An 18,593-nucleotide genomic window follows, 5' to 3' on the forward strand; every position below is an offset into this window, starting at 1 on the left:
ATAAGTCGTATTTCAAAAAAGGATTGATTAAGCCTTCCCCTGTAAAACTGCAAATTTAATTTAAAATAAACTTTGCTTTTAAAGAACGCTTTCGTTAAGTTTATCTCACCAATATAAATTCAAAATAATTATTTCTTTTCTTTCGGCTTCATAACTGTTGCTCAGATGTTTTTGTGTTATTTTTTTAAACTTTAACGTATTTCGTTTATGTTTTTATTTAGTAAGCGCTCTAATGCCGAAGCGGCTGTAACTAATCTTTTAAGATATTTAAAGGTTGCCATTGATCCGGAAACTGTTATTGATGAACTGGAAAAGCACCCCGATTATCCGAGCATGCTTGCCGTAAGCGATGTGCTGACCGCATTACACATCGAAAATAGTGCTTTCCGGGCAGAATTTGAGATACTGGGTGAGCTGTCTACCCCATTTTTAGTCAATCTGAACACTAATGGCGGCGAATTTGCAGTTGTTACAAAAATGGATGCTAAACATGTTTATTTTTCTGACGAAAGGAAAGAAGTGAACAAACTCGGCCTCGGAAATTTTAAATTAGTATTTGAGGGTGTTGCACTCATCGCAGAACCGGATAAGAAAATTATTAAAAATGGCAGTTTGCTGTCGTCGGTCTACAAGTTTAAGCCGGCTGTGTTAACAGCAGGCTGTTTGTTGATTTTTTTAACGCTCTTGTCTAACAGTGGCTACTTTTCCAATCTAAACTGGTTAATTGCATTATTAGCTATCATAAAAACAGGTGGATTAATTGCATCCATCTTATTGTTGGTGCAATCGGTTGACAGCAATAACCCACTTATACAGGTGCTTTGCCAAGGCGGAGATAATACAGACTGTAATGCCATTTTATCTTCAAAAGCTGCCAAAGTGTTTGATGGCCTTACCTGGAGCGAGGTGGGCTTTTTCTATTTTGCAGGAAGCTGGATGCTATTACAATTCGGCGGAGGTTCACCCCCGGTATTGACCGTGTTAGCTATACTTAACTTTCTTAGCCTGCCTTATACCGTTTATTCAATCTATTACCAGGCGAGGGTAGCGAAAAAGTGGTGTATTCTATGCTGTACTATACAGGTGTTGCTATGGCTGGAGTTTTTACCACTAGTGATTAACGCGGCTACTACTCATTTTTACTTTAGCTACGGAAATTATGAAGTGTTTCGCTTAATGTTGATATGCTTTTTAACGCCTATTCTGTTATGGCTGATGCTAAGGCCAATATTTTTCAAATTGCAGCAATTAAGACCACTTAAAGAGCAATTGCGCAAGTTTAAATATAACAGTGAACTATTTAACCAGGTCCTTTCTGCGCAGCCACAGTTTAAGCAACCTGACGAAAACTGGAGCATAATTTTAGGTAAGGCCGAAGCTAATAATGTGATAACGATGGTAACGAACCCTTATTGCCAGCCCTGTGCAAAAATGCACAAGGTTCTTAGCGAAATAATAAATCAAAACGGTGATGTACAGGCTCGTATAGTGTTCACAGCACAAAATACCGATTCAGACCAACAAACACCGGTCACCCGACACTTAATGGCTTTAAACGCACTATTGGATAAAACGCAGGTAAAAAATGCGTTGCACGACTGGTATGAACAGAAGCAAAAAGATTACGAAGCATGGGCAAAGGCCCATCCGGTTACGCTGGTAGAGACCGATTATTATAAACTCGATGCGCAAAAGGCATGGTGTGAGATGGCAGAGGTCGCTGTTACACCAACTATGCTTATAAACGGGCATTTACTACCATCTACTTACCAGTTAACTGATTTAAAATATATGCTGCAGTAGCATTAAAGAAACTTTGGCCAAAGTAAAGGAGTATGCGCTTTATAACTGCATACCGCTTAAACTACCGGAGCGTGATTACGGTAAAAAAATCAATTTTTATGAAATTATGAAAATTACAAAATTAAGCTTGAGTAACGTAAAAAACGTGCTAAGCAGGGCTGAATTAAAAAACATTATGGCTGGTAGCAGCACAGGTGGTGGTGGTGGCACAGGTGGTGGTGGCACAGGTGGCGGAAGTGGCGGATGCCTTACGCGAGGAACTTATTGCAACAACGGATCAACAGGATATTGCTGTTCAGGATTATATTGTTCTAATCAAGGTTACGGAGGGTATTGTTCATAAAACGATCCAACGATAAAAATTTTAGCGTATAGAAGCTCGCTAATAATAGGGGTTTCTATATGCTATTAATATATGTGTGATCAAAGTTCGTAAATTAAATGACCGTAAATGAAAGAGGTGTTGCTGCTTACCGACGTTGATTTTTGGGAGCAATGCTCCGGACACAGAGTGCGAATAGCTGCGTTAATAAAATATTTATCTGCTAATTTCATTTTAACAGCGGTGTTTACAGGTCCTACTTACGATGGCGTTGAAAGTATAGTACGGAACGAATATGGAATTGAATTTATCGTCCTGGAACGCAAAAGGCATCTTGATTCTAATGGCTTCGGGCGGAAATTAAAATCATTTTTAAAAAGCAGGATTTTTGATACAATAATCATAGAGTATATCCACAATAGTTATTTTTTAAACTTCTTACCTTATGATTGTCATGTAATTTTAGATACTCATGATATTATAAGTGAACGTACTAAAGAATTTGAAAAGTTCAATTATGGCGGCAAATTGTATGAAATGCAGGAAAAGGACGAAGCTGATATATATACTATATATGATCATGTAATCATGATAAGTCAGGTCGATTTTGAAAAAGCCTGCTTAATGACTGACAGTAGTAAAGCCTTGCTCTGCCCACACCCCTGCCAAATTAGTTTTCATGAAAGACGGCCCAAAGTAAAGAAGATTGTGTTTGTTGCTAGCGGCTACCTCCCAAATACCGACAGCATTAAACATTTTGTAGAGCAATGCTGGAATAAAGTAAGTTTAAAATATAATGTAGAGCTCGATATTTATGGCACTGTGTGCGCTGAACTTGATTTTTCTGATAAAACTCGTATTAATTTGAAAGGTTTTGAACCTGACCTTGAAAAGATTTATGAAGAAGCTGACATTATAATTAATCCCGTACGATTTGGTGCCGGGCTTAAAATAAAAAACCTTGAAGCTTTAGCACATGGTAAGCCTTTAGTTACAACGCGTCACGGTGCAAGGGGAATTGAGATCGGCGCAAATAATAGTTTTGCAGTTGCAGATGACGACGACGGATTTGTATTGGCGCTATCAAGATTAATTGATAATAAGCCTCTAAGAGAAACGATGCAACAAAATGCACACGATTTCGTTGTAAAAAATTTTTCGCCTTCCCAGTGCTTTAAGCCACTACATGATGCTATTATTAACTTTGATATTAACCAATAAGTTTAACTTCACAATACAGAATTCGAATCAGATTTTCTGGCCAACAGATGTAAAGATACATGATCAAACATGAAAGAATTTAAAAGTATCGCAATGCTAGTTTGCTATTATGGTAATTTACCATGGTACTTTAATTACTTTGTACATTCTTGTAGTTATAATTCAACAATCGACTTTTACGTTGTTACAGACGATCAATTTTATACGAAACCACTTCCACTTAATGTGAAGCTAATTCTTAAGCCGCTTGCAGAACTTCAGCAACTTATCAACAACAAAATGGGTTTTGATACTGATATAAAAAACGGCTATAAGTTGTGTGATTTTAAGCCGGCATACGGACACATTTTTTCTGAGCTATTATACGACTATGATATTTGGGGACATTGTGACATCGACTTAGTTTTTGGTAACATTAGAGAATTTATGACCGATGACATTCTTGAGAAATACGATATTATAAGTACAAGGCCTGATTGGATACCCGGATGTTTCTTATTATATAAAAATACCGAAAAGATGTCTTTGCTGTACACACACAGCAAAGACTATAAAAAGGTGTTTAGCAGCTGTATCCATTATTGTTTCGATGAGACAAATTTCACCCATCGGCAGTTTGAAGAAAAAAAACCATTTGACGAAATTGAAAGTGAGGTAGAAAGCATGATGCATGTGGTAAAAAAAATGGAGTCATGTGGTTATATTAAGCCATATTTTGATATGCATATTATTGAAGGTGGCAGCCCAGGCCGGTTGAAGTGGGAAAACGGCACACTTATTTATAAAAATCGATTTGAAGTTTTACTATATCATCTAATCGATTTTAAACGACACTTTGTACCACCTAAAAAAGAGCCTCAAATAAAAGAAACAATTACAATCAGTACCATAAACATATATAATAGACGAAAAGCTGTAGTAAAGACTTAGAAACGTACTGCGTCATATGGAGGCCTGCGAAGATTACCGTATGGTTGCAAGTAAAAAAGCGTAACTATATAAAAGTAAGCCACATGTCGTAGCGGAATGCTATATAAATTAATAATAATGCATGAAAAAAGCTAAGATTTGGAGCAACGGTAAGAATATATGACGATTGCAACCGAATTGTTGTTGTTCAAATTTAGGTCTAAAACGTTAATTGTATACGAGTGAAAAAAATCAATTTTAATATTGTTTCCATAACTTTTTATGTAAGCATTGAACAGATATTTAAAAGATGAGCTTTCCGTTTTACAAACAATTGGATAGCATGGATTGCGGCCCAACTTGCCTGCGCATGATTGCAAAGCATTATGGCCGTAGTTATAGTCAAAAAACCATAAGCCGGCTTTGTGAAATTAATAGAGAAGGCGCCTCATTACTTGGCATTAGCGACGCAGCTCAAAAAATGGGATTTCGTACCTTAGGCGTAAAGGTCAACAACGAGCAGTTAAAGGAAGCAGAACTGCCCTGTATTTTACATTGGAGACAATATCACTTCATAGTGCTCTACAAGATTAAAAATCATAATTATTACCTGGCAGACCCGGCTGACGGCTTCTTCATTCTCGATGAAGACACTTTCAACAAAAGCTGGCGGCAGGATAAGGATAACCTTGAAGGCATCGCATTATTGCTTTCTACAACACCGCGGTTTTATGAGCAGGATGATGAAAGCGGAAAGGAGGTGCGATGGTCGTTCTTATTCAAATATTTGATCGTTTACCGCAGGCTAATTGTTCAATTGCTTTTTGGGCTGGGTATAGGCAGCCTGTTTCAGTTGATAACGCCGTTCCTAACGCAGTCAATCGTTGATATTGGTATCAACACAAAAAACTTAAACTTTATTTACATTATCATTATTGCACAGACAGCACTCGTTGTAGGCCGAGTAAGCGTGGAATTTATCCGGTCTTGGATACTTCTGCATATCAGTACCCGAATTAATATCTCTATTCTCACCGATTTTTTAATTAAGCTAATGAAGCTGCCGATGAGTTACTTTGATACAAAAATGACGGGGGACATCATGCAACGAATTAATGACCAAAGGACAATTGAGTCTTTTTTAACAGGGTCTACACTTACCACTATCTTTTCCATCTTTAATTTGATTGTATTTTCAATTGTACTGGCTTACTACAATGTGTCTATTTTCTTCGTATTTGCAGTTACCAGTGTCCTTTATATCTTATGGATAATGCTTTTTTTAAGGCACCGCCGAGAGCTTAACTATAAGAGCTTTGATGTATCTGCCAAAAACCAGAGTAGCATTGTACAGTTGATTAGCGGCATGCAGGAAATAAAATTAAACAACTGTGAGCAGCAAAAACGCTGGGAGTGGGAACACATTCAAGCGCGGCTTTTTAAATTTAACGTAAAGACACTTGCCCTTAGCCAGTACCAACAAGGCGGGGCTACCTTCATTAACGAAGGAAAGAATATTTTGATTACTTTTTTAAGCGCTGAAGCAGTTATTAATAATCACCTGACGCTGGGCGCTATGGTTGCTGTGCAGTATATAGTGGGCCAGTTAAGTAGCCCTATTGAGCATTTACTTGTTTTCATGCAAGGATTTCAGGATGCCAAGATAAGCTTGGAGCGACTCAACGAAATACATCAGATGAAAGATGAGGAACCGGCCGATAGGGAATGGAACCATACATTACCCGACAATAAAAGTATATCTTTATGCAACTTGACTTTCCGTTATGCGGGTGCAGGTAACGAGCCGGTTCTGGAAAACATTAGCCTCGAAATTCCCCAAGGTAAAACAACGGCTATAGTAGGCATGAGCGGCAGCGGCAAAACAACAATACTTAAATTGCTTCTTCGATTTTACGAACCACAACAGGGCCAAATAAAAGTGGGCGGGCAGAACATAAACAACATAAGTTTTAAGACCTGGCGAAGCCAGTGCGGGATAGTAATGCAGGACGGCTTTATATTTTCAGACAGTATTGAACGAAATATAGCTGTAGGAAACAAATATCCCGATAAGAAAAAGCTTGCCCACGCTATTGAGGTCGCAAATATTCGTGACTTTATCAATGGACTTCCTTTGGGCCTAAACACAAAAATAGGAGCAGAAGGCAACGGTATAAGCCAAGGACAGCGTCAACGTATATTGATTGCACGTGCAGTTTATAAAGATCCGGAGTACCTGCTTTTCGACGAAGCGACAAATTCATTGGATTCCAATAACGAGCGCATTATCATGAATAACCTGCAGGAATTTTTTAACGGTCGCACCGTAGTTATTGTTGCACACCGTTTAAGCACAGTAAGCAACGCAGATAACATTGTTATACTTGACAAGGGACAGATAATTGAACAAGGCACCCACCATGAGCTTACCGCTCTTAAAGGAAATTATTATAACCTCGTAAGGAACCAGTTGGAGTTGGGAACCTAGATTTGTTTATTGAATAAAAACGAGATTGTCGATTATACACTATCACATGGTTTTAATATCAAGACAAGAAAAAGACGACGAAACTAGGCACAGCGATGAAGTGCGGGATATTATCACGGCAGTGCCATCGTGGATACTTCTTTGGGGCATCACATTTTTTTTTATAGTGCTTGTTTTATTAGGTGTTCTTTCCGCCTTTATAAAGTATCCGGAAATGGTTAAGGCAACGCTGAAAATTGATTCTCGAAACACCCCGAAGCCTGTTGTTGCAAACGTGGCTGGCAAAGTTTTAGAAATTTTAGTGCGCGAGAACGATCACGTTATTACGGGGCAGTCATTAGCTTTTATTGAAAGTACTGCCGATCACAAGGTGGTAATTAAGCTACTCGGCGACCTTCGGCTATTACATAGAAGTTTAAAACAATTCCCAAATGTTACCGATGCGAATTTATTTAGCGTAGATTCCATGCACTTAGGCGAATTACAAATTGGTTACCAATCGTTCTTGCGGCGATATTCATTGTACAAATTATCCTTAGAAAAGCGACAATGTCTAAAAACAACTTCTGCTGGCATAACAAGCGAAGAAAATAAATACCCGACCAAAAAGCGGCCAATTGTGCGAACCGACTCTTCGCTTGTAACTACTAAAACCAACTACTTCACTAACGAAAAACAATTTATAAAAGCTAATTATGAGCTAAAAGTACGGGCGTCGTTCTTAAAAGCATTGAACAGGATGATAGGCCAAACTGAAGACTGGAAAAACAAATATGTTTTGACGGCGTCAGCAGCGGGTAAATTGCGTTTTGCAGGTATCATTCATCAAAACCAGCTGCTTGTTGCCAACCAGAATGTATTTTACATTGACCCCGCTAATAAGCAGTTTTTCGGTGAGATGCTGATATGCGAAAACGATAAGGGGAAGGTTAAAGGAGGTCAGCATGTGTTGATTAAGCTAAGAAGTTACCCGTTTGAAGAATATGGGATGTTGAGAGGTACAATCAAATGTGTAACAAATACACCAGATAAAGGCCATTTATTTTCCTCGATAGTAAATATTAACGTCACTAACTCGACGGATCAAAACAAGCCCATCCATGTTAGATCAGGCATGATGGCTGATGCAGAAATTATTACACAAAACGCTACAATTTTTCAAATGCTTAGCCGGAACGTAATAGGGGCTATGGCGCATAAATAGCGTGAAAATTACTCTTTTAGATCAGGGGTATTGTCTATCAAGCTATTCGCGTATCCGCAGTACATGACCATTGACTTGTATGTAATGTAGTGATTTAGTTGGGCTTATGAAGTCACATCCAATGCTTTTACTTTATCTTTAAACCTTGACGGATTATAAAGAAATTGTAACCTTACACATTCTACCTATAAAAAATAGAATGATATGAAAAATCTAATGAACGCGTGGAAGGCAGAAACAGATTGGTAATTAAATCTTTTAACTTGCTAAATGGCTGGAACAGCATAAATTTAAACCCAACGAAATGAATATAAACAAGCTAGAGACTGATTGATTTCGAGAAGTAATCTAATTATTCTCTAAAAGTTATTATGACGATTAATCTACGTAATGGATTTTTGTTCTCAAAAAATCGAAATTTAGCCGTAAGCTTATTAGGAATTAAACTTTAAAATCTTTAAGTCAACGTTTATTGAAAGCTATCATGCCGATACAAAACAATCATTTTCAAGCTCATCGAGCAGCTAAAGGAGAAACTTGCAGAACTGGAAGCGCAACTCAAACAAGCAAAGGAGTTTGATAGCGCACAAGCGTTTACTCTTTAGCATAAGCATATCGTCGCTTACTCTCTTGTCATTTAATTTAGCGTAATGCTGGGTCTGTTTAATATTTGTATGGCCTAACATTTTCGACACTGTCTCTATCGGTACACCGTAATTTAGAGTGACCGTTGTAGCGAAAGTATATCTCGCGATATGAAAAGTTAAAGTCTTGTCAATGTTGCAAACATCAGCAATTTTTTTCAAGTAGGAATTCATTTTTTGATTACTTAGAACGGGGAGCAGTAAACCACTATTTTGACACTTTGGGTGTTCGATATACTTGTCAATGATTTCAATTGCTTCATTTAGCAAGGGGATTCTTGACGGTACCCCGGTCTTTTGCCGATTGGTATAAATCCACATGGAATCATCGATCCCTTTATTTAAATCAGTTTTCTTCAGCTTTTGAACATCGGCATATGATAATCCTGTATAACAGCTGAAGAGAAAAATGTCACGAACATTAGATAAGCGCTCATTCGTGAAGAACTTGATAGTCAGATTTGTTAAATCGGACTCGATTAAGGCAGTCCGTTCAACTACTTTGGTTGTAAACTTGAAATTTGAAAATGGGTCTGATAGCAACCATTTATTTTTCACACATATCAATACAATCTTCTTGAAGTTCGATAAATACTTCATGGTTGAATTATGATTGCATTTTTGTACACTCTTAAACCAAAAGCAAAAACCCGAAATAAACTCATGATCAAGTTTTTTGATTTCAATGTCTTCAACATCGTATTTCCATTTTAAGAAAGTCGACACATGAGTGATAGTTGTATTGTAACGGTCGATTGTGTTAGACGCAAAATCAATACCTTCTAATGCCTTTAACTGAACATTGTGATTTCTGAATACGTCCAATATCATTATTTTCTTTTCATCAGCTCCGGTTAAAGAATCTTTTAGGAGCTCAACAGTTAATTCTCGATCATTGTCAATCAGTTTTCTTTTCGCACGGTAAACACTTTGTTCCATGACTTCAAGAAAACGATTCAACTCTTTTGTGGATTCTCTGGTGCCGATGGCGCGGCCTGCCTTTGGATTCCACTGAGATGGTTCACATTTTCTCTTAGTCGATAATTCTTTTGCAGCACCATCCACAGTGATTTTTAAGTAAATAGGTAAAGGGCCATTTTTGGGATTTTTGGGTTTCCTCATAAAAAATAATAACCCGAAGCTTTTTTCGAACATAAGTACTCAATTAATACGTTAAACAAATGTCGATTTTGAGTGCTAATAAAACAAGATGTTCAATGTCCGAACACGTTGATTCACAATTTCTTATGAGATTTCCATTGAGTCATTTTTTCTCTTTAGATGACTCAACGAATCACTCAATATAAATATGGGTATTTTGGTGATTATTGATAGAATGTTTTTAACAAAAAAGCCCTTAAATCGTTGATTTAAGGGCTTTTAGCATCATTTGAATCATGCTCTTGTACTCAGAGCGGGAATCGAACCCGCACTCCTTTAACGGGAACAGGATTTTAAGTCATGTTCCTTGCGGTGTCATTCGAGGTTAAACAGGCTTATTTGTGCTTTAAAGGCACTTTTTATATCGGATAAAACCGCATAATGTTGATAAAAATCGCCAAATGTTTCACCAATGTTTCACCTGTATTTCGTATCTTAGTGTCACTAAATCAATAAGATATGGCTTCGATAAAAGTGTGGTTGCGCGAACGTGAAAGCGCAAACGGTGAATATGCGATTATTATTCAAATTCTCAAGGACCGCAAAAAGTCGGTTATCACATTGGGGCATTCGATTAAAGAGAGTGATTGGGATGTTAAAAATGCCAAGGTTAAAAAATCGCACCCCAATTCAGCCTGGCTAAATAATCTGATTGCAAAGCGTGTTAGTGAGGCAAACGACAAGCTTATCCAACTCTTGAAGTAAATAATACCGATACCTCCGTGCATGTTATCAAACGTGCCGTAAAAGCCGCAAAAGATAATACGTTTTTCAAGCAAGCGGATTTATATATCGCACGGCTCGAAAAGGCCGGAAACTTCAACCGTGTTTCCGCGGAGAAGCCGCGTGTAAAGCGTGTAAAGGAGTTTTTGAATAACCGTGATGTCCATTTCTCGGAGATAGATGTAACGTTCTTGAAGGACTTTAAGGCATGGCTGAAAGGCACCCGCACCATTACCGAACGTACAGCCGTCAATCATTTTGTGGTTATTCGTTCAATTTATAACCAAGCGATTGCCGATAAATTGGTAGACCCTAAATATTACCCTTTCGGCAAAGGTGGTGTTGTTATCAAGTTTCCTGATAGCAAAAAGAGCGGTTTGATCCCTGCCGATATTATTGCTCTTGAAAATGCCGAACTAAAAGACGAAGCCAATCATTCCCGCAACATATGGCTATTCGCTTTTTATTGCGGCGGGATGCGCGCCTCGGATGTTCTGCGCCTTAAATGGTCGGATTTTGAGGATGGCCGTCTGTATTATAAAATGGGTAAGAATGAAAAAGGCGGGTCGTTAAAAGTTTCGCCAAAGGTTGAGGCCATTTTAGCACAATATAAACGTGATAAGCCAAAACATGATTTATTGTTCCCCGATTTAGAAAAACTGGCTGACTTGAATGATAAGGCCAAAGTTCAGGCTTATATCAAGGTGCGCATTAAATCGAATAATTATCACATGGCAAAAGCGATGGATGGAGCAGGATTAAATAAGCAAGCCACCTCGCATAAAACCCGCCACAGTTTCGCGCAGATGGCAAAAAGCGTAATCCCTGCTTATAAGCTACAAGAAATTTTCCGACACTCTGATTTGAAAACAACAGAGGGCTATATGAACAACAATTTTGTGAATGAAGAAATTGATAGTGCTATGGATGATGTAATGGCAAGGCTTGAAGTACAGCCAGCAAAATAAATAACTGTATTAAGCCGAATGCTGGTAATTAAACGGCTTTAAATCAAGTTCTTTTGTTTTAATTGCGGCAAGATGCAAATTAAATTTCGTCTGTAGATTTGCCCAAATATCAGCCGTCCCACCAAATACCTTCGCAATGCGAAAAGACATCTCGGGACTAATATCTGATTTCTCATGAATGATATTGTTGAGGGTCACACGGGAAACGCCCAGCATTTTAGCCGTTGCGGTTACCGTCAGTTCATTGGCGGCAATCACTTCGTCACGCAGGATTTCACCGGGATGGATGTGTCTCATTTGTCTTTTCATGTTCTTGTTCATGGCGTTTTCCTTTAGTGGTAATCAATGTAGTCAAGGTCGTAAGCATGTTGCCCGTCAAAGCGGAAGATGATCCGGTAATTCTTATTTACCTTGATACTCCAAAAGTCTTTCAGATCGCCTGAAAGCTTGTGGATATTCCAGTTTTGAAAAGCTCCAAAATCTTCCGGCACCGCTTGGGCCGAGTCGATAATATCCAGCATTCGTTCAATCCGGCTGACGAGATCGGCAGGCACTTTACTGCTATTGCCTTGCTCCCACAACAGACGAAGCCCTTTATGCTTAAAACCTTGGATCATATCTTATTGTAAAGTGTAAATTTACACTTGTCAAATAGAAAATGCAAATAAGTTACATTTTTCTTTTCATGGCTCAATTAAAACGGTGGTAATGCTTCTAAGAAATTGCTGTTACCGCGTTTGACCTTTTAATAAGCCATTTGCTCGGCAAAAGAATAATAGCCGCCACTGGTTACGATAATATGATCCAGTACGTGTTTCATGATAGGAGCCAGACCTATTTCTATCTGGGATATCTGGGGTAATAATACAGCTATCGCACTAATTTGTGTTCAAAATAATAATACTGCATTAAACATTATTGTAGGATTTTAGAGATTGGTCATTGCATTTCTATTTCAAGAAACATTAAAATATTTTTTCTTTTCTTGGCAATTTCTTCATGGCAAGAATTTTGTAGCTTTTTAAAAATGCTATCAGAAAGCTAAAATCGCTTTCAGTTAGTAGTAATTGCCGTTCCAAAGCCCCTCGGTGTACAACGAGAGGTTATTAATTTTGATCAAATTAAAATTAATTTAATTGATTTTCAATGGCATCGATTAAGTCGCTTAGATCAAACGGCTTAGCGATAACGGCATCACATCATAGTGAGTTATTTAAACAAATTAGTAATTCGACTCCCTTGAAACTGAAGCTATATTTCATCTCATTACCTATTAGGCAATGTTGTTAAGATTTTTTGTTTCAAACAAATTAATGATTTCATCACGTAAAAACCGCTAAAAAACAAATTTATTTTTTTAGTAAACTGATTGATAACCAGCTTTATTATCACACGAAATGTGAGAATTTTTTAAGTGAAGGTTTGACTTATATCAAAAATAAATTTGCGCAACCAAATTGTTTCATATATTTGTGCAACCACATTGTAGCAAATAGACCAACATGGAAACAAGAAGAGATGTATTTCAAGCAATAGCCGACCCAACAAGACGAGACATAATCGGACTTATTGCTAAAAACCCCATGACACCAAATAATGTGTCGGACAGCTTCGACTTAAGCAGGCAGGCGATTTCAAGGCATATTAAAATCTTAACAGAGTGTGGACTACTTACCCTTAACATTCAAGGCAGAGAATATTATTATTCTATTCAACCCAATAAGTTAAAAGAAGTAAATGAATGGCTTGAACCTTTCCGAAATATGTGGGAAGACAAGTTTAACAGATTAGACAATGTATTAAATAATTTAAAAAGTAAAAAAAATGGAAAATAACAGCAAAACAAAAATCGTGGCAGAACCGAACAAACAAGATTTTTTTATAACAAGAGAATTTGATGCGCCAAAGGAAATCGTTTTTAAGGCCTTTGCTTTACCTGACCTATTTGTTCAATGGTTTTTGCCTGCCGAACTTAAAATGGAAATAGAAGTTATGGACTGTAAAACAGGTGGTAATTACAGACATTTTCATAAACATCAAAACGGGATGCAGTTTGGTTTTCGTGGTGTATTTCACGAAGTAACTTTATTTGAAAAAATTGTAAAAACTTCTGAATTTGAAGGACTACCACAAAAGATGGACGCTGTGCTGGAAACCACAACTTTTGAAAATATTGATAACGCTAAAACAAAAGTTACTATTCATACAGTTTGCTCTTCTTCACAATTTAGAGATGGAATGATAAGTAATGGAATGGAAAAAGCACTTGATACGGCACATAAACAATTAGACAAATTATTACAGAGTTTAAACAAGTAAAAATGAAATGAAAAAAAAGTTAATTAAATCCGCGAAAATAATTGTTGCTGTCATTGTGGTACTAACAATTGCCTATTATTTAGGGCCCAAACCTTCAACTCCAAAATTAGAAGCAATTGCTTTTAATTTACCAAATGATTTACAAACATTGGAAAAGAATATAGATTTAGAAGAGAAAGCAACAAAAGGGATAAAGAAAAATTGTGAAGCAAAAATAGTTTGGGCAGACGCTTCTAAAAAGGTCAAAACAAAATATGCCTTTTTATACATTCACGGTTTTGGGGCTTCGCAAATGGAAGCATACCCAATTCATAGAAACATTGCTCAAAAATATTCGGCTAATTTATATCTATCAAGGTTGGCAGGACACGGCATTGACCTTGGCGACAATACAATGGCGAATATAACAGCAGACGATTTTGCAAACTCGGCGGAAAAGGCATTGGCAATTACAAAATTATTAGGCGAAAAAGTAATTATCATTTCAAATTCATTTGGCGGGCCATTGTCGTTATACCTGGCTTCAAAACATCCAAAAATAAAAGCACTTGTTTTATATTCGCCTTGTATTAAATCCCACGATGAAAATGCCAAAATATTTGTGAAGCCTTGGGGATTAAAGATTGTTAATTTATTCACAGGTTCATCAATCTTTGAATACAAGCCTTTTAATGCAGAGTACGCAAAGTATTGGACGACACATTATAACTTTAATGGATTAGCAGAATTTCAAAATTTCCTTGTTGCCACAATGAAGAAAGAAACTTTTGAAAAAGTTCAATGCCCAGTGTTTATGGGCTATTGGTATAAAAATGAAACAGTTAAAGACACCGTTGCCTCTATTCCAGCAATGTTAAAAATGTTTGATGAATTGCATTCTGAAACAAAACAGAAAATTGCTTTTCAAAATGTTGCAAACCACGAAATGACAACACCAATTTTATCTAACGATATAGAAACTGTACAAAATGAAACTGAGAGGTTTTTGGACAAAGTAATTGGCGAATAAAACAACGAAAGCTTAGACGACATTCAAAACATCTACATTATCATCGAGAAGTAATAGTCGTTCTATTAAATGGGCTTTGGCACAATAAACTATGTTTAAATGATCTATAAAAGAAATTCTTAAATCATCTGATTGGAAACTAATCGCGGCATTATCTTCTGGTAATAATTTCATGTCGGATGGTATAGTATTGCTACTTCGACAATGTACTCTATTTAACTGGCAATAACTTTTTTATAATTTAATTTAAATTTTTTAAAATGGTGGTTGAACTTCCAAATAATAGTTATTGCCATGCTGTACTTTTTGATAAGCCATTTGTTCGGCGAAAGAATAATAGCCGCCACTGGTAACGATGATATGATCCAGCACTTCAATCTCTAATAATTTCCCTGCATCCATCAGGCGATTAGTCATTTTCTTATCTTCTGTACTTGGCATTAAATTACCGGATGGATGGTTGTGTGCAAGGATGATTGCACAGGCATTGGCTTTAAGTGCCGTTACAAATATCAACCGTGGATCGACGACTGTTCCAGCAATACCGCCACTGGACATTTCACAAATACCTAAAACACGATTAGCGCGGTTAAGCAGCAATATTTTGGATTGCTCCAGTAAATCAAGTTTAGTTTCATCCCAATGGCTAAGCAAAATATTATAAGCTTCTTCGCCTTTGGTTACTTTAGGTCTTTGGCTTGTACTTCCGTTCTGTTTATAAACAAGTTCGATTTCTGCCACTTTGAATAAATCCATTAACAACCTCACATAATTATAGGAACATATTCCTACTATATCAGAAGAGGTTTGTCAAGTCTTCAAAAGCTGCCGCAAATTGAGGCATGGTCATATCTAACTCTTTTAAGATGTATGCCAGTTCGGGGATTTCAGGGTCAATCATGCCCTGCTCTAACTGCCTCACATAAAAGATACTTTCATCTAATGTCTGGGCAAAATCGTATTCGGTTATACCGAGTTGTTCACGCCTGTATTCTAAGAATTTGCCTAATTTAATTGTGACTTCATTTGGCAACATTTAATACCAACGCAAAAAATAAAAGATAATTCTTTGACTCCTAATTTATGTCCGTAAATTAGACTCAATTATTTCCGCAATAGCGTACTCGTTTTTAGCTACCGAATCGTCGAAACTTCAAAGCAAAAACACACGAGTAATGAGTTACTGCCACGCTACGCGTGGGGTTATATCATTCGTGTGTACGCTTTCGACGAGCGTGGTAGCAAGTGAGGCCCCACGCTGTTTTTTTTAACCCGTCTTATTAGGGGCTAAGACACTTTTAGCTCTTTTTATGAAACCCTTTCTACTAATTGTTATGCTGCTGATCGGCGGCATTTTGCGCGCGCAAACACCGCCGCAACCCGAAACCCTGACCAATGCCAAAGTTGTGAGCATGGTTAAAGCGGCCTTGCCAAAGGCTGTAATTATTAAATCTATCGAAAACAAACAAGGCAATTTCGATACATCAACCGAAGCCATGATTGCGCTTAAAAAACAAGGCGTACCGGATGATGTTATCGCGGCAATGCTGGGTAAGGAAACCAAACCTATTATCAAGGCAGAGCCGCCAGCCGCTGCAAGTAATGGGCCGCATGTTTATGCTGTTATCCAAAAGAGCAAGGAGTGCGATGTCGTGACAAGCAAAAACAATGTTGGCCAAACTGTCACCATGGTTAAAAGCCCAACCAAACAGGGCAACTTCCTGCTTGCCAAGGAAGACGGCAAAATTATCCTGATCTACAATACCAAAGTGCTGCTGGCAGAATTGCTGACCGATACCCGCAACGTGGCTATTTTAAAGATTGATAGCATTAAGTTCATTTTCGAGGGCAACAACATTGCTACCCTTAAAACCACGGTAAGTAGTGCAAAGCTACCTAATCATAATAGCGAAATGAAGCCGCATATCACCAATGCGCAATACAACCTGTATATCCCGCCCGGCAGCAAAGCCGAAACATGGTTTAAGCAATCCAAGCTAATCGGGTTTCAAGTTGCGGCCGAGCGTGATGCGCAATATGCCGACCTGTTGAACGAGAAACAACAAGCGAGGTTAATGCAGTCCTTTAACTGCATCCCATAATCAAACGATAAACATTAATAAAAATACCATGAAAAAAATCTATTTATTCTACATTTCTTGCATCGTTTTATCAACCATACTTATTATTTCCTGTAAAAAAGAACCAAACAAATCCAATGACGGCACTTGCGCAATTGGCGGCATTGGCGTTACCGGCCAATTTATGTTTTGGGTGTCCAAAAATTATGACGGCGGGGCATATACCATTAAAATTTATGATGAACAGGGCAACGATAAATCCAATGCATCCTTGGATTTTAATACGCTTTCGGTTTTTGAAGCAACCGCCCCGGATGCCTGTAATAAAGCGAATGCCACTTATAAGAAGCATGCAGTTGCACAACTGCTATTTGGCAAAAAATACTCTTACACGGCTACCTCTGAAAACAGAACTTTCAAAGGAACGATTAACGTGCCTTGTGACGATAGTTACACCTGTAAATCAATTCAGATAGACCTATAACTTATTTAAAGCCATTAGATATGAAACAAGTAACGATAATTCTAAGCATGCTTGCCTTATGTTTTGCCTTTGCATGCACAAAATCAAACAGCGACCAGAAGCCGGAAATTGAAAAACTTCAAGGCTCTTGGATATCTGACACCTTATATACCAGGCATTATAAAGGAACCAAACTTACATTAGAAACTAAACTCACGTCATTTGCCAATACCTATGACCGATTTAATTTTATGGCGAACGGTAAGCTTGATTATAGGGACATTGATATAAATGGTACGCCATATCAATATCCTTACACATACGATAGTGCCGCCAAACATATCAATTGTACTGGTGGCAATACTGGGCCGTTTTCTTTTAAAGTGCTAAGCTTGGATGATAAACACATGGTGTTGCGAAACGAGGAACCATTGCTTGATACACCAAGCATTACCAACGTAAGAATTTTCTATTGCAGGAAAAAACAATAAATTTTCCGCTAATTTACCTTCTTGTAAGTGCCTCGCATTTACATTGTGATAAGGTTTAGGTTGAAGCCCCCAAACAGCAAGTGTGAGGGGGCTTTATTAACCAACTAACTATTAATCTGACTCGTTAAGAACGAACAGTTCGTTTACCGATATTTTAAATACATCGGATATTTTTATTGCCAATTGTACCGAAGGAGAATACCGGCCACATTCAATCGAATTAATTGTTTGTCTTGAAACATTAACGATACCTGCCAACTCCTGTTGTGTCATATCTCTTTTAGCACGCTCAACTTTAATCAATATTTTCATTGTTGTCTGATCGCTTTAAAAAGGTAAAACATAAAATATAAATCATAAGTGTCACCATAACGAGTTCTTGAGCGCTCAATTGGAAATCACCAACATATAGATTGAAGAGAGAAATAAGCAGGCAATAGATGATTGAAAAAATAAACGCCCCAGCCATACTTTTATGACGAATTGCTAATGTTCGTTCATCTTCAATTTTATCTTTTGAGAGTCCATAGAACGCAAGCCCAATGATAACGAAGTCAACTAAAAATGTTTTAGTGTAAATATTTCTTGGTACAGAAGCTAATCGGAAAATCACTCCCGTTATGATTGTTCCAACGACAATGATAATTCCAAGTACTTTAAATTTTGATGTGAAAATCATGCAAGTAAATTTTTGTCTTTTTGAATATTATACTTTCCTTATTGACAAATATACTTGTCTTTTTTAAAAAGCCCAATAAAAAGGCCAAATTTTAATTTGACCTTTTTA

The 18,593-nt window shown here is 37.4% G+C and carries 21 protein-coding genes; 14 read left to right on the forward strand and 7 right to left on the reverse strand.

What is annotated here, in order from left to right; all coding sequences use genetic code 11:
• Positions 1-207: 207 nt before the first annotated feature.
• The 6 genes from ACVW0P_RS03195 to ACVW0P_RS03220 all read left to right on the forward strand — a co-directional run bounded on the left by ACVW0P_RS03195 (position 208) and on the right by ACVW0P_RS03220 (position 7,947).
• A complete protein-coding gene (locus ACVW0P_RS03195) occupies positions 208-1,803 on the forward strand; it encodes a vitamin K epoxide reductase family protein (protein ID WP_457130792.1) in 1,596 nt (531 codons plus the stop codon).
• A 106-nt stretch (positions 1,804-1,909) separates the two neighbouring features.
• Positions 1,910-2,146, forward strand: a complete 237-nt coding sequence (locus ACVW0P_RS03200; protein ID WP_457130793.1) for a hypothetical protein — start codon at positions 1,910-1,912, stop codon at positions 2,144-2,146.
• Between the two features lie 108 nt (positions 2,147-2,254).
• Positions 2,255-3,346 (forward strand): glycosyltransferase family 4 protein, encoded by a 1,092-nt coding sequence (locus tag ACVW0P_RS03205; RefSeq protein ID WP_457130794.1) that lies wholly within the window; start codon positions 2,255-2,257, stop codon positions 3,344-3,346.
• Positions 3,347-3,415: 69 nt separating this feature from the next.
• Positions 3,416-4,276: a DUF6625 family protein gene (locus tag ACVW0P_RS03210; protein ID WP_457130795.1), complete on the forward strand. Its 861-nt coding sequence runs from the start codon at positions 3,416-3,418 to the stop codon at positions 4,274-4,276.
• Positions 4,277-4,565: 289 nt separating this feature from the next.
• Positions 4,566-6,743 carry a peptidase domain-containing ABC transporter gene (locus tag ACVW0P_RS03215; protein WP_457130796.1) on the forward strand — a complete coding sequence of 726 codons (2,178 nt, stop codon included), beginning with the start codon at positions 4,566-4,568 and terminating at the stop codon, positions 6,741-6,743.
• A 46-nt stretch (positions 6,744-6,789) separates the two neighbouring features.
• The gene (locus tag ACVW0P_RS03220) at positions 6,790-7,947 is read left to right on the forward strand and encodes a hypothetical protein (RefSeq protein ID WP_457130797.1); all 1,158 of its coding nucleotides are present in this window, start codon (positions 6,790-6,792) and stop codon (positions 7,945-7,947) included.
• Between the two features lie 524 nt (positions 7,948-8,471).
• On the opposite strand, the gene ACVW0P_RS03225 is transcribed toward ACVW0P_RS03220, so the two are convergent.
• Complete coding sequence (locus ACVW0P_RS03225) at positions 8,472-9,713, reverse strand: site-specific integrase (RefSeq protein WP_457130798.1); 1,242 nt, start codon at positions 9,711-9,713, stop codon at positions 8,472-8,474.
• Positions 9,714-10,211: 498 nt separating this feature from the next.
• Between ACVW0P_RS03225 and ACVW0P_RS03230 the strand changes: the two genes are divergently transcribed.
• Entirely contained in the window at positions 10,212-10,457 is a 246-nt protein-coding gene (locus tag ACVW0P_RS03230; RefSeq protein WP_457130799.1) for an Arm DNA-binding domain-containing protein, read from the forward strand.
• Between the two features lie 17 nt (positions 10,458-10,474).
• The gene (locus tag ACVW0P_RS03235) at positions 10,475-11,443 is read left to right on the forward strand and encodes a tyrosine-type recombinase/integrase (protein ID WP_457130800.1); all 969 of its coding nucleotides are present in this window, start codon (positions 10,475-10,477) and stop codon (positions 11,441-11,443) included.
• Positions 11,444-11,452: 9 nt separating this feature from the next.
• Here the strand turns inward: ACVW0P_RS03235 and ACVW0P_RS03240 are convergent, their stop codons facing one another.
• Together ACVW0P_RS03240 and ACVW0P_RS03245 are read right to left on the reverse strand one after the other, a co-directional pair.
• Positions 11,453-11,764, reverse strand: coding sequence for a HigA family addiction module antitoxin (locus ACVW0P_RS03240; protein ID WP_457130801.1), 312 nt, complete (start codon positions 11,762-11,764; stop codon positions 11,453-11,455).
• 11 nt (positions 11,765-11,775) lie between these two features.
• Positions 11,776-12,060 (reverse strand): type II toxin-antitoxin system RelE/ParE family toxin, encoded by a 285-nt coding sequence (locus tag ACVW0P_RS03245; protein ID WP_457130802.1) that lies wholly within the window; start codon positions 12,058-12,060, stop codon positions 11,776-11,778.
• Positions 12,061-12,945: 885 nt separating this feature from the next.
• Between ACVW0P_RS03245 and ACVW0P_RS03250 the strand changes: the two genes are divergently transcribed.
• The 3 genes from ACVW0P_RS03250 to ACVW0P_RS03260 are packed head-to-tail and all read left to right on the forward strand — an operon-like array spanning position 12,946 to position 14,771.
• Positions 12,946-13,278: an ArsR/SmtB family transcription factor gene (locus ACVW0P_RS03250; RefSeq protein WP_457130803.1), complete on the forward strand. Its 333-nt coding sequence runs from the start codon at positions 12,946-12,948 to the stop codon at positions 13,276-13,278.
• The gene (locus ACVW0P_RS03255; RefSeq protein ID WP_457130804.1) at positions 13,268-13,762 is read left to right on the forward strand and encodes an SRPBCC domain-containing protein; all 495 of its coding nucleotides are present in this window, start codon (positions 13,268-13,270) and stop codon (positions 13,760-13,762) included. Before ACVW0P_RS03250 ends, ACVW0P_RS03255 begins: the two co-directional genes overlap by 11 nt.
• A gap of 7 nt (positions 13,763-13,769) precedes the next feature.
• A complete protein-coding gene (locus ACVW0P_RS03260; RefSeq protein WP_457130805.1) occupies positions 13,770-14,771 on the forward strand; it encodes an alpha/beta hydrolase in 1,002 nt (333 codons plus the stop codon).
• Positions 14,772-15,026: 255 nt separating this feature from the next.
• Here ACVW0P_RS03260 and ACVW0P_RS03265 read toward each other — a convergent pair whose 3' ends face one another.
• Both ACVW0P_RS03265 and ACVW0P_RS03270 read right to left on the reverse strand, forming a co-directional pair.
• On the reverse strand, positions 15,027-15,527 hold the full coding sequence (locus ACVW0P_RS03265) for a JAB domain-containing protein (protein ID WP_457130806.1): 501 nt from the start codon (positions 15,525-15,527) through the stop codon (positions 15,027-15,029).
• 40 nt (positions 15,528-15,567) lie between these two features.
• The gene (locus tag ACVW0P_RS03270) at positions 15,568-15,807 is read right to left on the reverse strand and encodes a hypothetical protein (RefSeq protein WP_457130807.1); all 240 of its coding nucleotides are present in this window, start codon (positions 15,805-15,807) and stop codon (positions 15,568-15,570) included.
• A gap of 274 nt (positions 15,808-16,081) precedes the next feature.
• Between ACVW0P_RS03270 and ACVW0P_RS03275 the strand changes: the two genes are divergently transcribed.
• The 3 genes from ACVW0P_RS03275 to ACVW0P_RS03285 are packed head-to-tail and all read left to right on the forward strand — an operon-like array spanning position 16,082 to position 17,806.
• Positions 16,082-16,873 (forward strand): hypothetical protein, encoded by a 792-nt coding sequence (locus ACVW0P_RS03275; RefSeq protein ID WP_457130808.1) that lies wholly within the window; start codon positions 16,082-16,084, stop codon positions 16,871-16,873.
• A gap of 28 nt (positions 16,874-16,901) precedes the next feature.
• The gene (locus ACVW0P_RS03280) at positions 16,902-17,336 is read left to right on the forward strand and encodes a hypothetical protein (RefSeq protein WP_457130809.1); all 435 of its coding nucleotides are present in this window, start codon (positions 16,902-16,904) and stop codon (positions 17,334-17,336) included.
• Positions 17,337-17,356: 20 nt separating this feature from the next.
• Positions 17,357-17,806, forward strand: a complete 450-nt coding sequence (locus ACVW0P_RS03285) for a hypothetical protein (protein WP_457130810.1) — start codon at positions 17,357-17,359, stop codon at positions 17,804-17,806.
• A 111-nt stretch (positions 17,807-17,917) separates the two neighbouring features.
• On the opposite strand, the gene ACVW0P_RS03290 is transcribed toward ACVW0P_RS03285, so the two are convergent.
• Both ACVW0P_RS03290 and ACVW0P_RS03295 read right to left on the reverse strand, forming a co-directional pair.
• Positions 17,918-18,118, reverse strand: a complete 201-nt coding sequence (locus ACVW0P_RS03290; RefSeq protein WP_457130811.1) for a helix-turn-helix transcriptional regulator — start codon at positions 18,116-18,118, stop codon at positions 17,918-17,920.
• Positions 18,102-18,485: a hypothetical protein gene (locus tag ACVW0P_RS03295; RefSeq protein ID WP_457130812.1), complete on the reverse strand. Its 384-nt coding sequence runs from the start codon at positions 18,483-18,485 to the stop codon at positions 18,102-18,104. The genes ACVW0P_RS03290 and ACVW0P_RS03295 overlap by 17 nt, the downstream gene beginning before the upstream one ends.
• Positions 18,486-18,593: the final 108 nt, after the last annotated feature.

It is taken from the genome of Mucilaginibacter sp. UYNi724, assembly GCF_054057495.1.